The following is a 15,133-nucleotide window of genomic DNA, read 5'->3' on the forward strand; positions in this document are numbered from 1 at the left end:
CAGTCAATCGACTATAAAGACACCCTAAACCTTGCCGATACCGTATTTCCCATGCGTGGCGACCTTGCCAAACGCGAACCTAAATGGCTAGAACAATGGTTTGCCGACGATGTGTATGCCCAAATTCGTCGCGCTCGTCAAGGTCGTGAAAAGTATGTATTGCATGATGGCCCACCCTATGCCAACGGTCAGATTCACTTGGGTCACGTGGTGAATAAAGTGCTTAAAGACATGATTGTCAAATACAAGACGCTTGACGGTTATGACGCGCCGTATGTACCGGGTTGGGATTGTCATGGATTGCCGATTGAGCAAAAGGTAGAAGGCATTATCGGTAAAGTGGGTCAACCCCATAAAGATAAAAGCAAAAACGGTGCCATCGTGACGTCAACCGAGTTTCGCGGCGCTTGCCGTGACTATGCCAAAAGCCAAATTGACCTGCAAATGGTTGACTTTAAACGCTTGGGCGTACTGGGTGACTGGGAAAATCCTTATCTGACCATGAACTTCAAGCAAGAAGCTGATACTGTCCGTGCATTGGCAGAAATCTACAAAAACGGGCATATCACTCGCGGCATGAAACCGGTGAATTGGTGTTTGGATTGTGGTTCGGCGCTCGCGGAAGCGGAAGTGGAATATGAAGATAAAAAATCCGATGCGATTTATGTCGGTTTTGATGTCGTCAACCGTGAAGCATTAGCGGCGACTAAAGCGATTGATGGCGCTTTACAGGCGGTGATTTGGACCACCACGCCTTGGACGTTGCCTGCCAATCAGGCGATTACCGCAAGCTCTGAGCTAGAGTACTCCGTGGTAAAAGTCACGTTTAACAAACAAGCCTTTGCTATTCCTACCACCCTAGACACGCCTAATTATTTACTTCGCCGTTTAACCAAAGACGATAAAACCGCTTTACAGGCAAGTGCATCTGACCCTTTGATTTGGGAATCGTTACCGGAAAAACGCCACGAACCTGCGGTATTTGAGCCGTATTTCAAAAAAGCCCTTGAACAAAAAGCCTTTGTGATTGTCGATAAAAAAACCAATAACATTATCGGCACGACCCGTTTTTATGATGATAACGTTGAAGAAAATTCGATTGCCATTGGCTACACCTTTTTGACCCGTGATTATTGGGGAAAAGGGGCGAATGCTGAAATTAAATCGGCGATGCTAAGTCATGCCCAACCGCAGCGAGAAACGATTTGGTTTCATGTTGCCCCCGATAATCAGCGTTCGGCCAAAGCGTTAGAAAAAATTGGCGCAACTTATCACAAAACTGCTGACAACGGTTTGGGCGAGCGCTTGTTTTATCAAATGGCAGGCGAAAAACCACAGCCGAAAATCAGCCATTTAATTGTCGCTTACAATTTAGTCCCGCATTTAATGAGTGTGTTTAACGCCAAAGAATACAGTGTGTTGGCGACCGTGAAAGGCGATGCGTTAACCGTACTTAAAGCCCAGCATCCACTGATTGCCGAGCGCCAAGTGCCAATCATTACAGGCGACCACGTGACGGCAGATAGCGGTACGGGTTTGGTACACACTGCGCCCGCGCACGGCGTCGATGACTATATGGTCGGGCAAAAATTTCACTTGCCTACCGAAAACCCAGTCGCAGGTAATGGCGTGTATTTGCCTGAAGCCAAAGTTTTTGTCGGCGAGCATATTTATAAAGCGCAACCAAAAATCATCGAAACGCTCAAAACCAGTGACCATTTGCTCAAGCATGACGTGATTACTCACAGCTATCCGCATTGCTGGCGACACAAAACGCCGATTATTTTCCGCTCAACGCCACAATGGTTTATCAACATGGAAAGCCAAGGTCTGCGTGAGCAAGCGTTGACCGATATTCCAAAGGTGGTATGGACGCCAAGTTGGGGACAAAATCGCATCGAATCGATGATGCATGGTCGCCCAGATTGGTGTATCAGCCGCCAACGTACTTGGGGCGTGCCGATTGCCTTTTTTATCCATAAAGACACGGGCGATTTGCACCCAAATACGGCTGAGCTGATGGAAAAAGTCGCGCAAGTGATTGAGCAAGGTGGTGTGGAAGCGTGGTTTGATGCCGCGGCTGAAGATTTTATCGGGGACGATGCTAAAGCGTATCAAAAATCGACCGATACGCTAGATGTATGGTTTGACTCAGGGTCGACCAATTTTGCCGTGCTCGCCAATCGTCCTGACTTGGCCAATCCTGCGGATTTATACCTTGAAGGCTCTGACCAACATCGGGGCTGGTTCCAGTCGTCGCTTTTGGTGAGTGAAGCGATTTATGGTCGTCCACCGTACAAGCAAGTGTTGACGCACGGGTTTACCGTAGATGCCAAAGGCTATAAATTATCAAAATCCAAAGGCAATACCAAAGGTTTTGAGCCGCAAGAACTTGCCAATAAATATGGCATTGATATCGTGCGCCTATGGGTCGGCTCAAGTGACTACCGTTACGAGATGGCGGTATCGACTGAAGGTTTTGCGCGCACTACCGATATGTATCGCCGTATTCGTAACACCATTCGTTTTTTACTGGCGAACACAGACGACTTTGACCCAGCGACCGACATGGTGGATGCTAGCAATATGGTCAGCCTTGACAAGTACATTTTAAAACGCGCTGAAGCGGTACAAGCTGACATTCGTCAATCTTATACCAACATGGATTTTCACCAAGTGTGTCAAGCGGTGGTGGGGTTTTGTTCACAAGATTTGGGCGGTTTTTATTTAGACATTATCAAAGACCGTCAATACACCACCAAAGCCAATGGTGAAGCGCGCCGCTCAGCACAAACTGCAATTTATCATATTGCCCATGCGTTACTGCGCTGGATTGCACCGATTTTGTCATTCACCGCACAAGAAGCCTGGGAAATCTTAAAAGGCCCGCATACAAGCAATGGCAATGGCTACATCTTTACCGAAGAATGGTATGAATTCCCACCAGTGGTATTGGATGACGTGAGCGAATCGGATTGGCAAGCGATTTTGAATGTCAAAGAAACCGTCAACAAAGCCTATGAAATTGCGCGCACCGATAAAGTGATTAATGCCAATTTATCGGCCAATGTCACCGTGTATGCACCAGATACTACCATGGCGTCACTCAATCGATTAGGCGATGAACTCAAATTTGTGTTGATTTCAAGCCAAGCCAATGTAGCGGCATTAACCAACCAACCAAGCGATGTGACCTTTACCGATGAAGCCACTGATTCGAATAACCAAGTTGCGGTAGTGGTCAAGCCTGCCACGGGTGAAAAATGTATCCGCTGTTGGCACATTCGCGAGGATATCGGCATCAATCCTGCCCATCCAGAAATCTGTGGTCGCTGCGTCGAGAATGTCGAAGGTCAAGGCGAGGTACGTCATTATGCCTAATACACAGGCAACGACTGCTGCCACTCATTCATCTACTACCCTACCCATCAACGGCAACAAAGCCATGATGTGGTATGCTATTGCGGTTTTGGCAATGATTATTGACCAACTCACTAAGTTGTACTTTGAGCACAACTACCAGCTGTACCAAACCACGGCGATTATTGAGCCGATTTTTAACTTTACCCTTGCCCACAACCATGGCGCGGCGTTTAGTTTTTTGGCAGATAAAGGCGGCTGGCAAAAATGGCTGTTTAGCGGACTGGCACTGGCTGTTTCCCTTGGCATCATGGCGTATCTACGCAAAATACCCCAACAAGCCAAATTATTGGCTTTGGGCTTGGCATTGGTGATGGCGGGTGCTTTGGGCAATTTGATTGATCGGGTACGTTTGGGCTATGTGATTGACTTCTTGCATGTCCACTATGGCGATGCGTGGCATTTCCCGATTTTTAATATCGCTGATGTGGCGATTAATATTGGCGTTGCGTTGATTTTAATCGATGCGTTTTTATTAGAATCCAAACGTAACACCCTTTAATTTTTAGATGGATGAACAACCGCATGAATCATGACATTATTACGCCAAATGAACAAACCCGCATCACTCAAGACTCAACCGTTGATTTGCATTTTGAGGTCAGCTTAGAAAATGGCACCGTCATCGACTCAACCTTTGAGCGTGGCGAACCTGTTCGCTTGGTAGTGGGTGATGGTAGCCTGCTTGAAGGGTTTGAGAAGGTACTCATCAACTTGACAGCCGGCGATACGCGCACCGCATCGCTGTCGCCTGACGAAGCCTTTGGTGAGTGGAACCCTGATAACGTACAGACTTTTAGTCATGCGCAGTTTGCAGTGACGGGCAATTTGCCTGAAGTCGGTACCATGATGGAATTTGAAGACAAAGGCAAAACCACGCTCGTGGGTGTGGTCAGTGACGTCACTGAAGACGCCATCAAAGTGGATTTTAACCATCCATTGGCAGGTCAAAATATACTATTTAAAGTGCAGATTTTTAGAGTGACGCCAAAAGACAGTAAAGGTATCACACTAAGCTGACATTCATCTGGCATTCAGCTAAATGGAAGCTTTTAATAAAAAACCGCTGATTAACTCTCAGCGGTTTTTTACAGTCTATCAGTTAACCGTTTGGGTGTCATCGTCTGCCGCATCACCTTCTTTAGCGTCTGATTGTTCTGCCAGTCTTGCACGTTGCTCAAACCGTTCGCCCGTCGCTTTAATACCCCACACCAATTCCACAAAAGCGCGGTTATTGATGAGCGGCTCATCTTCAATAATCAAGAAATAGCCCGTTTTGTTGATCCATAAAAACACAATACTGGTATTGGGCATCAACATATCAATACTGGTAAAAAATGACACCCCATAGCCATGTACCGCCCAACCACGCTGCTGTTGGCGCTCTAAAAAGCCATAAAAATCGGCGGCGGCTACCGACAGCGTCTCTGCTTGTTGCTGGGTAAAGCCCATTTTTGCTAGACAGAAGCCTTCATCTGACGCAATTACGACGCGGCGACTACCCGATAGACTCGCTGCTACATATTTTAAGAAATTATCCAGCTGCACATGCGGAGCGACCACCCGCTTTTCAATGGTTTCAATCCAACCTTCTTCGATAAACATATCTAACCAAGTGTCACTATAACGCTCACCCCATTCCCGTGCCGTCATACTTTCTTCAGGGGCGAGCACCGCTTGTAAGGCTAGTTGCTGCTCTGAGGGATTGGCGCTTGAAAAACTATGCAATACCCCGGCAGGCGTTAAAATTACATAGGTGTCGTTTTGTTCTGGCATGGTGTTTTCCTTAAATTTTGATAGACGGCGAAGGTAATGTTGTATGATAGCGTTGGTGAATGCAAAAGCTCATTCATCGGTTGGGTTGCTAAATTATCGATTCGGTTAAGGTTAAGCGGCTTGCTTGGCAAAATATTCTTTGGTCTCAAGCCATTTGTCATTAAAATCCCATTTGTTTTTTGACATTTCCCACCAAACCATGCTAAATGCCAATCGGTCATGACAAACAAGACAATGGTTAAAGAATTCTTCTTCGATTTCGGCAATTTGCTCGGCTTGGTCTTCAGGGTCGTCCTCTTCTTCCATGATATCTAATAACGCAGCAATCGTCGTTTGTGCAACTACTTTTGAGTCATCGGTGGACACACGCAGCTGATGCTGATAAGTGACTATTGAAGGCGATACCAATACACTCCAGCGCGTGGCAAGATTGCTGACTTTAAACACATACTCACCATGATTGACGCATTGGTCAAACCCTTGTAGCAGCGTTGGCGTTAGTTTTTCTCTCACTTGGTTGAGCATACGGTCACCAAAATAGGGCACGTCAAACCAACAACCATAAAACATATCGGCTAACGCACCTTGCAACGGCTCTTTTTCATCAAGCTCCATCGCTGCCATAATGCGACTGGTGTGGATATCCATGTTCATCGGTTGGTCAATTACTTGTCGACTATAAAGACGAAAACTAAGCCAATGTTTTTGAAATTTTCTACGATTACGATTCGACAATGAATACATGCTGATTCCTCAAAAAATTAGCCTAATTATATAAAAAGTTATGTGACAAGGGTGAGGTATTAATGACTAGCGCTGTGAAAAACTGCCGCATTTATCCCCTACTATACTATTAAACCCGATTGCAATCAAAACGCTTCAGCATAGAAAAAGCGCAACTCCATCTAAACATGAATTGCGCTGTTGGGCAAGATGACAAGCTTGACTGATTAATCCAATAAGGTATCCATTAAATCAATCATAAACTCGCCATCTTCTTGGGTCATCGGCTCAAAACCGTCACTTATCCCCAGTTCTTGTAAGACTTTTTTGCCCTCTGCGGTGTCTTTTAAACTTAATAAAGCATCGATAAATGGCTCACTGTCGGCAAAACTCTCTTTAACCAGTAACACATGGCTGATATCGCTCAAATCACTTTCAATTAATACCTGCATCTGCGATAAAGTCAAGCGTGACAAGCTATGATAAACTTCAGATAAAAAGAATGCCGCATCGGCTTCGCCTTTAATCAAATTACGCGCAGCGGCTTGGTAAGTCTCGGTAACTTTCCAAGTAATGTCCGTTTCTAACAAATCCACAGCTTCTAGCAGACGAAGCCCAATCAATTTGACATCACGGTTATCTGCCATGGCAATGGTGCAGCCTGCTTTTAAATCATCAAGTGCTGCAATGCCGCTATCGGCTTTTGCCGCAATCACCATTTCATCAGATTTGCCCAGTGGACGCGCCACGGCACGATAACCCTGCTCCCGAATCATTGTCGCTGCATCGAAGGGATTGGCATAGATAATATCCACGTTTTGCGCTTGGATTAAGTCGTTTTGTTCATGCGCAGACGCGGGTGTCAGTAAGTGAATGTGAATGCCAGATTTTTTTTGTAGCAGTGTATTGAGCATATGCCAGCCTGCAAAACGCTCAGGCGCGAAGTCAGGCGCAATGAGTAAATTAATTGTCATTAGGCTTGCTCCTCTAGCATTTTGCGATACAGTGCTTCAGCTTGTGCGATTTTGCTGCGTGATGGTTTGCGTCGTACCGAGGTATAGCCAACCGTTTCGCCATGGCGGATATTGGGCACAGCTGTCGCATACACCCAGTAGTAGCTGCCATCTTTGCACAAGTTTTTGACATAGCCATGCCATTTTTTGCCTGTTTCGACTGTTTGCCACAAGTCTTTAAAGGCGGCTTTTGGCATTTGTGGATGTCGCAAAATATGATGCGGCGCGCCAATTAATTCATCACGGCTATAGCCACTGATATCCACGAAGGCGTCATTGGCGTGGGTGATAATGCCATCTAAATCCACGCGTGAAACGATAAGTTTGCCATCTGGGTAAGGTAGCTCGTTTTCGGTGGTATAAACGACACGACTTAAGCCATCTGAGTAAGTCAGACGATGCGCTGTGGCATCGCCCGCCGGTTTGTCCATATCGGGTAATTGTACAGATTTCATTACCTCTCCTTATAAATTTTTGATTGAGTCACGGTTGCTAATATTAGTGATTGGCTGAAAAGGGGAAACTTTTTAATGTTTATAAGTTTTAGATAAGTTTTGATAAGGCTTCAGCCGCACGCTTCATATCCAAGAACACCAGACCCAATTTGGCATTTGGTTTGGTCAAAATGGTCAATACCGCTTCTGTACCCGATGCCGACATAATCACATAGCCTTTTTCGCCTTGCACCATGACGCGCTCGATACTGCCACGCGCTAGTTCTCGACCTGCACGGTCACCGAGCGATAGTAGCGCGGCTGACATCGCACCGACACGGTCTTCATCAATGCCCGCTGGCAAGGCTGACGCAATCATCAAACCATCGGTTGAAATCAGCGCAGAGGCTTCTACGTCTGCTGAAGAGCTGTTTAGGTCATTTAAGATTTGTTGGAACATATCGGTACGCATATCAAGAACCTTTTTAGTAAACAAATTTAGAGGGGTAGTGAAAAAATTTACGGGGCAAAATAACCACAAGCTTGCGCTCATCCAATCGGTATTAAACTCATTCATCATTGTGGTGGGCAAAGTGTAAAAATAACGGTGCAACAATAATCGTATAAAATAGTCGTGCAAAAAAATAGATAAGAAACGTTGTCCAGTGACGGTTCGATTAAGCGTGGCTCATGGGTAATTGATGCAGGTTAACGGTTTAACCGCTGTAGCGAGTATTTAATCGCAAGTGATTGTCATATAACGTTTTGTTACGTACATAATAACAGATTTGGTGAAATTTTTACCTTTTATTACAATGCTATTTGACTGAAAAAATTTAGTGAGCGTCTGTGATATTCACATGATAAAAAAAAGCCAAGGTGATGGCAGCTTGGCTTTTCTACTTAATTATAGTCGTAACGATTAAGGCTGTTTAGGGTGAAGCACTTGCCCATGCAAGCGCGCCAGTCCATCCACCATGCGCTGCTGCAAGATGGCGGTAATTTCGTTTCGGGTTTTACCCGCAGGGTCAATGGCTGGTAACGGCAACACATAGGCTTTGGCAGGGCGGTTATCGAGTACACGTTTGACGCTATCTATCAACCCAATATCGCCATAATACGGAATGTTTTGGTCAAGTTCGCCATCTTGGTTGACATAGCAAATCACAATCGGTTGAATGAGCACTTGGCTGTCCATCGCAGACTGCAACAAGTTGCCATAAATACGTTTAATCGCTGTACCGTCTGTGGTGGTCGCTTCTGGGAAGAAAACCACGGGTGAGCCTTGTGATAAAAACTCACTCATCTGCTCACTGATTTTGCTGGTATCGCCCGAACCGCGCTGGATAAATAAAGTGTGGGCGGTGGTCGCCATCCAACCAATCACCGGCCAATGCGCGATTTCGGCTTTGGACAAAAAGAAGGTCGGTACAATACTACCCACCACAGGGATATCGAGCCAAGAGATATGGTTGCTCGCCCATAGCGCGTGATGTGTCGGTATTGGCTCAAGTGCAATCACCTCAATGCCTAACGATTTAAGCGATTTTTTACAGAATTTTTGAATCTGTTGGATGATTTGCTGATTATCGGGATTCGGTGTGCGGCTAATCTGCCACGCATAGCCAACCCCTGTTTGAATCGCTGCCATTAAATTCACAACGCGTTTGCTGCGTTGCCACTGGGTCGCCAAATTCTTTTTACTATAGGTAGCAGGTTGTCGCAGTTGTTTTGCTGTTTCGCTAAGTAGTCTGCTGATCGTCAACGCCGATGGCGCGGTTTTACGGTTAGATTTTTGCATAAGGTAAATATGTGAGTGAAAAATTGTGGATGTAGTATAGCAAATTATTGGGCACACGGCTTATTAGGTCTGTTTGACTTTTAAAGATCAGCAAACAGGATTTATCTTGGTTAAGATTAGCACCTTTGCCTTTATTAATAAACCGGTTAGTGTAAATAGTGCTGATAGCGCGGTTTGACTTGTTCAAATGGCAACCAAACAAACACATCGGCACAATCAAACTCAGGGTCATAACAAGCCGCTGCGCCAAGACTACAGCCCATTTTGACGTACATTTTTAACAGCGCTGGCAAGGCAAAATTTTGCGGATTCGCCAAGTCCACATCAGCCACTTGCGCCAAGTCGATAGCGGATAATTTGTCTTCTGGCAATTTACGGGTCACTTTGACATCTAACTTGGTACTATCAAGCTGATGATCTAACCAGTTTTGCACATTGCCCTCTTCCATCGGAACTGAGGCACAGCCCATAAACGCATTGACATTGTAAGCTTTGGCGACTGCCGCGATGGATTCCCACAAATGATTAATTGTGGTAATACCTCGGTAATCTGGGTGCACACAGGTGCGACCGATTTCTAGCACATTATAGGGGTAATCATCGAGCAAGCGACCCAGTCTAAACTCATGCTCGCTATAAAACTGCCCAGCTTTTATCGCGCCGTTTTTATCCAATAATCGGGTGGTTGCCACCGCGAGTGGCTGCCCAAAGCTATCTTGCTTGGTTTCGTCATACACCACCACATGGGTGCAATAATTATCAAAATCATCCCGATCTAGCGGCTGCTCTGAGCTTGGATGAAATCCCGCAAAACTTACTGAAAACGCTTGGGTAAAGGTCAAAGTGCGTAGGCGCTGGGCATTGAGTAAATGCTGCTGGGTTTGTAGCGAAAACTTATCCTCGCTCACGTTAATAATCACTGACTTAAATAACGGGCGATGACGCGCGCTTGGGCGGCTAATCGTTGGCTTGACCAGCGGGGCTAGCGTCTCTACCACTGCTATATCAGCAAAATTATGTGCCAGTAACTGCGCAACAAACTGGGTATTAAAAAGACTATCAACAGGATAAGTGGCGATATCTTCGTATAATTTGGCGCCGTTATTTTGTTCTAGAAAATTAGCTTGTTCTACAAAATCAGTCATCTTACGGTTACCTAGGGTGGTTTTTGCTATGGCATTGGCCAGCTGCTGAGCGAAAAATGCCTTAGCTTGTCATTGACTCATTCTCAAAGCTACAAAGCCCCCATCATCTAATTGGATGGTTAGTCAGTCTGGATGAATTCAGTATGCGTGACACCCGTGTCGTTTCAATGACGTTTTCATGGCAAAACCATGACCAAACCTTCGCCTTTACCCCCGTTTTAAGTTACTAATTGTAAATTTGACTAAAAGTTCTGCAAAAAAACCTTATATTGATAGACATAATCCCTCTATCGTGTCTAGCGCTTTTTCTAACGCGGCTATCGACTATTTAAGTTAAGCGAATGTTTAACTTAATAGACTTAGATAATACATTTAGATACAGACACACTTTTACACTCACAACGAAAGGATAAATCATTGGAGTATTTTGAGCGTTATGAAGGTGGTGAAAAAGCCATCTTAGTCCATTTAAATATTACCCATCTCAATGACCCAGACGATTTGGAAGAATTTGAATTACTGGTGGATTCGGCTGGGGCGCAAAAACAAGCCTTGGTCACAGGTACGCGGTCTAAGCCTGACGCCAAATACTTTGTGGGTACGGGTAAAGCTGAAGAAATCGGGGAACTTGTCAAGCAATATGAGGCAGATATTGTCATTTTTAACCATAGTTTGACCCCATCGCAGGAGCGTAATATTGAGCGCTTGGTACAGTGCCGTGTACTTGATAGAACGGGTCTTATCTTGGATATTTTTGCCCAGCGTGCTCGAACCTACGAAGGTAAACTGCAAGTTGAGCTTGCCCAGCTCAATCACTTAGCGACTCGCTTAGTACGCGGCTGGACGCACTTGGAACGCCAAAAAGGCGGTATTGGTCTGCGCGGCCCAGGCGAAACCCAGCTTGAAACCGATAGACGCTTGTTACAAGTGCGTGTCGGGCAGCTCAAAGCCAAGCTTGATAAGGTCAAACAAACCCGCGCGCAAGGTCGTGCCAAACGCCAAAAATCATCAGTACCGACAATTTCATTGGTGGGTTATACCAATGCGGGTAAATCTACCTTGTTCAATACCCTGACCCATGAAAACACCTATGCCGCCAATCAGCTATTTGCGACGCTTGATCCGACGTTACGGAGTGTGTCATGGTCAGGCGTGGGTAAGGTGGTACTTGTCGACACGGTCGGTTTTGTTCGTCATTTGCCGCATGAGCTAGTGGAAGCCTTCCATGCCACGCTAGAAGAAACCTTAGAGGCAGATTTGTTACTGCATGTCATTGATAGTCACCGTGAAGACATGCATGAGCAAATCGCCGCGGTACAATCCGTGTTAGCGGAAATTGATAATCAAGTGCCTGTGCTAAATGTGTTTAATAAAATTGATCTCACAGGTGAGCCGCCGCACATCGGTTATAGTGATAAAGCCAAGCCCAATCGGGTGTATGTCTCTGCCCATGAGCAATTAGGTATCGAGCAACTCACCCTTGCCGTGCAGCAGTTATTGGTAGGTCAATTACAGCGGTTTGAATTAACCTTACCCGCCAATTTTGGACAATTGCAACACGAACTGCATAAGTTAGAAGTGATTGAAGACCTCAGCTATGATGAAACAGGTCAAACCAAACTGACTGCCATGATGTCGGTGGACAAGCTTAAGCAGTTGTTGGGTGAATTTGGTATCGCCCCTGAGGAAGTGTTGTCGCAAGCACAAGCCAAACTGCTTGCGCCAGTGCTTGAACCATTTGAACAATTACTACAGCAGCCATTGGATACCGCCGACGAGACATAACTTGTTAGCCATTTAACAATATAACAATAGTAGACCTGTATCAAAATTTAAGTTGGTGCAGGTTTTTTTTGGCTGAATAAATGACCATACCACGCGATAAACTGCGCTTATTGACCATAAGTTGATTAAATCTTAAAAATATATTCGTCAATTTGTCATTCTTTTGTCATGTCGCCCGTTGCGCTATCAGATTTTTTTCAGTTATTTTGGGGGTTATTTCATTTTATTTTTTATCAATATCAAACATTTAGGTTATTTTCCCCAATTTATGTGGATAACCATGTGGATAACTTCTGACTTGACAACAATAAACCGCATATCGCTATAGGTTATCTCTAAATTGGTCATTTTTTAACCAATTATTTTATTTATATAAATCATAGAGTTATAGTTTTTTGCAAAGTGCAAGCAAAAAATTTTACTTTTTTTTTAAGATTTAAGGCTTGAAAATTTGATAGTTTTTATGGCTAAAAATTTTGAGCCCTTGTTTTTCTAATCCTTCGTATCCAACCCAAAAGGTCTACAAGTTTTTTGGCAATTTATTCCCTTATTTCCCCTTATCTGATTTTTTGTAAACTTTAACCAGTTTTTGACAGATTTATGGTATATTTCCTGCCAATTCTTTTATAATACTGTTATCAAATGTCATTGAAACATAACGAATTTTATCTTTTTATGTCGGTTTAAAGCATTACGCTAACTTCAAATTTTATAGTCATGTGCTTTACCGTGACGTATTGTCAAAAATTTTACATAGGTATATTTATGGTATTGTTTGCAAAGAAAACTCGCCTACCCTATTTGCTATCGGCTTCCCTATTGTCATTGGGTGGTTTGGCAAGTATGGATGCAGCGAATGCTGGCAATATGTATGTGTTTAAAGATAGCAACGGTCAGGTACTGTTGACCAATGTAGTCAGCAACAACCGTCCTGCAGGAAATAATTTCCAAAATTTTACCAAAAAAGTCAAAGTGACTTATTACGCGGATACTAATGTGCATAGTTATAGCAATTGGGGCGCCAATGAAGCTGCAGTACCTGCCAGTGCGCGTGGCAACAAAAATAGCTACGATAGCATGATTGTGGCTTCTGCGCTGCGTCATGGTGTCGACCCTGCATTGATGAAAGCGATGATGCATACTGAATCAGGTTTTAATCCCAATGCACGCTCACCTGTTGGGGCGCAGGGGTTAATGCAATTAATGCCTGCGACAGCTAGACGTTTTGGTGTGTATAATGCTTGGAACCCTGCGGAGAACATCGAGGGCGCGGCAAAGTATTTAAAATTTTTACAAAACCGTTTTGGTAATGTTCAGCATGTGATAGCGAGCTATAATGCCGGTGAAGGCAACGTCAGTAAATACGGCGGTATTCCCCCATTTCGTGAAACCCGTGACTACGTACAACGTGTGTTAAGCCGCTACAACAACTTATATCGCAATGACCCCAATCTGCGCTCTAGTACTAGCAGCAATGGCTTTCAAAATGTTAGCTATAATTCGTCAAATCCTTATACGATTGTCCGCTAACAACCATGTCTATAATCCCAAAACCAGAAGCCCAAAGCCAGTTTAATACTGGCTTTTTTTATGTTACAAATTTATGCTACTTTTCCCTTTAATTTGTTGCATTAAACGCTATTATACTAAATATCATAGTCAACTTATTGTTGATAAGTATATTTAATCGTTTGATTGTCTTTAGGAAACCGTCATGTTACGAATTGGCTTATTTCTTTTAACTAACCTAGCGGTGATGGTGGTGTTTGGTATCGTCATGAACGTCATCGCGCCAATGCTAGGATTCAATTTGGGCGGCACAGGCACCACTAGCCTGCTGGCGATGTGTTTCATCTACGGTATGATAGGGTCTTTTGTATCGCTGTTGATGTCAAAATGGTTGGCAAAACGCTCCACAGGTACGCAAGTTATTGAACAGCCTGCTACCCAGTTGGAAGTTTGGCTGGTCGAAACGGTTCGCCGTTTAGCGCAAAACGTCAATATTGATATGCCAGAAGTGGGTATCTTTGATAATCCGTCACCCAATGCCTTTGCCACAGGTTGGAATAAAAACAAAGCTTTGGTTGCGGTATCGACTGGGTTACTACAATCGATGAACCGAGAAGAAGTGGAAGCAGTACTTGCTCATGAGATTGGTCACGTTGCCAATGGTGATATGGTGACCTTAGCGCTTGTTCAAGGGGTGGTTAATAGCTTTGTGATGTTCTTTGCCCGCATTGTGGGTTTATTTGTAGATCAGGCGGTATTTAAAAACGAGAGCAACGCGCCTGGCATGGGCTATTACATTACCAGTATGGTGTTAGATATTGTGTTTGGTATTGCCGCACAAGCAGTGGTCATGTGGTTCTCTCGTTACCGTGAATACCGTGCAGATGAAGCAGGCGCGCGTTTGGCGGGTAAATACAACATGATTGCTGCGCTTGAAGCATTAAAACCTGCCAGCCAGCATCCCGACTATATGCCACAAGGCATGAAAGCCTTTGCCATTAATGAAGGTAAAGGGGGATTTAGTTTTGCCCAGTTATTTGCCAGCCATCCCTCCCTTGATGACCGTATTGCCCATTTACAAAAATTGGCTCAGTAATTATTTTGACCACTTGTTTTAGCTATATGTTTTAACTATTTTTCTTTTTTAGCAATGTAAAAAACCCAATCACTGATTGGGTTTTTTAGTTATTGTTTAATACACTCAGATAATATCCTCAAAAGTATTAAAACTCAACAGTATTAAAATGACTTATTTGGTCAGTTTTTGTGCATCCATGGCATCTTTGTGCAGACGGGTGTTGAGCTCATCGATGATTTCAATCCAACCCGCATCTGCACGGTATTCGTCTTTTAAAAATTTACGTTGGTTGTCGCTCCAAAAAGGCGCATCGCTCAGCTGGACTGATTGCGCCAATTGATTTTCTTGAATAAATTGTTCAACCGCGGCATCATCGCCATCCATACCCATTTGCTCAAACAACATATTAATGTTTCTTTCGCCATCTGTCATCATTGTAGTTCTCCTAG

14 protein-coding genes are annotated in these 15,133 nt (G+C 44.3%); 6 read left to right on the forward strand and 8 right to left on the reverse strand.

Translation table 11 applies throughout. From position 1 onward, the window contains the following. Positions 1-51: 51 nt before the first annotated feature. Genes ileS through fkpB form a run of 3 tightly spaced genes read left to right on the forward strand, consistent with a single transcriptional unit; the run spans position 52 to position 4,440 of the window. Positions 52-3,381 (forward strand): isoleucine--tRNA ligase, N-acetyltransferase domain-containing, encoded by a 3,330-nt coding sequence (gene ileS / locus RTL34_RS06300; RefSeq protein ID WP_312115720.1) that lies wholly within the window; start codon positions 52-54, stop codon positions 3,379-3,381. Continuing rightward, positions 3,374-3,922 (forward strand): signal peptidase II, encoded by a 549-nt coding sequence (gene lspA / locus RTL34_RS06305; protein WP_312115529.1) that lies wholly within the window; start codon positions 3,374-3,376, stop codon positions 3,920-3,922. Before ileS ends, lspA begins: the two co-directional genes overlap by 8 nt. 23 nt (positions 3,923-3,945) lie before the next feature. Continuing rightward, positions 3,946-4,440, forward strand: a complete 495-nt coding sequence (gene fkpB / locus RTL34_RS06310) for an FKBP-type peptidyl-prolyl cis-trans isomerase (protein WP_065253310.1) — start codon at positions 3,946-3,948, stop codon at positions 4,438-4,440. 78 nt (positions 4,441-4,518) lie between these two features. Here fkpB and RTL34_RS06315 read toward each other — a convergent pair whose 3' ends face one another. From RTL34_RS06315 to RTL34_RS06345, 7 genes are all read right to left on the reverse strand, one after another. Further along, positions 4,519-5,196: a hypothetical protein gene (locus RTL34_RS06315; protein WP_312115530.1), complete on the reverse strand. Its 678-nt coding sequence runs from the start codon at positions 5,194-5,196 to the stop codon at positions 4,519-4,521. 111 nt (positions 5,197-5,307) lie between these two features. Next, positions 5,308-5,940 (reverse strand): hypothetical protein, encoded by a 633-nt coding sequence (locus RTL34_RS06320; protein WP_312115532.1) that lies wholly within the window; start codon positions 5,938-5,940, stop codon positions 5,308-5,310. Positions 5,941-6,146: 206 nt separating this feature from the next. Beyond that, the gene (locus RTL34_RS06325; protein ID WP_312115534.1) at positions 6,147-6,893 is read right to left on the reverse strand and encodes a phosphate/phosphite/phosphonate ABC transporter substrate-binding protein; all 747 of its coding nucleotides are present in this window, start codon (positions 6,891-6,893) and stop codon (positions 6,147-6,149) included. Then, complete coding sequence (locus RTL34_RS06330) at positions 6,893-7,387, reverse strand: PAS domain-containing protein (RefSeq protein ID WP_050324728.1); 495 nt, start codon at positions 7,385-7,387, stop codon at positions 6,893-6,895. Before RTL34_RS06330 ends, RTL34_RS06325 begins: the two co-directional genes overlap by 1 nt. 88 nt (positions 7,388-7,475) lie before the next feature. Continuing rightward, a complete protein-coding gene (locus RTL34_RS06335; protein WP_007117205.1) occupies positions 7,476-7,838 on the reverse strand; it encodes a roadblock/LC7 domain-containing protein in 363 nt (120 codons plus the stop codon). A gap of 450 nt (positions 7,839-8,288) precedes the next feature. Then, positions 8,289-9,167, reverse strand: a complete 879-nt coding sequence (locus RTL34_RS06340) for a lysophospholipid acyltransferase family protein (protein WP_312115538.1) — start codon at positions 9,165-9,167, stop codon at positions 8,289-8,291. Positions 9,168-9,313: 146 nt separating this feature from the next. Beyond that, positions 9,314-10,312, reverse strand: a complete 999-nt coding sequence (locus RTL34_RS06345) for a GNAT family N-acetyltransferase (protein ID WP_312115540.1) — start codon at positions 10,310-10,312, stop codon at positions 9,314-9,316. 417 nt (positions 10,313-10,729) lie between these two features. Between RTL34_RS06345 and hflX the strand changes: the two genes are divergently transcribed. The 3 genes from hflX to htpX all read left to right on the forward strand — a co-directional run bounded on the left by hflX (position 10,730) and on the right by htpX (position 14,702). Then, entirely contained in the window at positions 10,730-12,097 is a 1,368-nt protein-coding gene (gene hflX, locus RTL34_RS06350) for a ribosome rescue GTPase HflX (RefSeq protein ID WP_065253315.1), read from the forward strand. A 765-nt stretch (positions 12,098-12,862) separates the two neighbouring features. Further along, positions 12,863-13,627 (forward strand): lytic transglycosylase domain-containing protein, encoded by a 765-nt coding sequence (locus RTL34_RS06355; protein ID WP_065253316.1) that lies wholly within the window; start codon positions 12,863-12,865, stop codon positions 13,625-13,627. A 184-nt stretch (positions 13,628-13,811) separates the two neighbouring features. After that, a complete protein-coding gene (gene htpX / locus RTL34_RS06360; RefSeq protein WP_312115543.1) occupies positions 13,812-14,702 on the forward strand; it encodes a protease HtpX in 891 nt (296 codons plus the stop codon). Between the two features lie 153 nt (positions 14,703-14,855). Here the strand turns inward: htpX and RTL34_RS06365 are convergent, their stop codons facing one another. Beyond that, entirely contained in the window at positions 14,856-15,119 is a 264-nt protein-coding gene (locus RTL34_RS06365) for a DUF2789 family protein (RefSeq protein ID WP_188874780.1), read from the reverse strand. Positions 15,120-15,133: the final 14 nt, after the last annotated feature.

Origin of the sequence: Moraxella sp. CTOTU47915 (assembly GCF_031986685.1) — a bacterium.
In the GTDB taxonomy this organism is placed as follows: Bacteria; Pseudomonadota; Gammaproteobacteria; order Pseudomonadales; family Moraxellaceae; genus Faucicola; species Faucicola tetraodonis.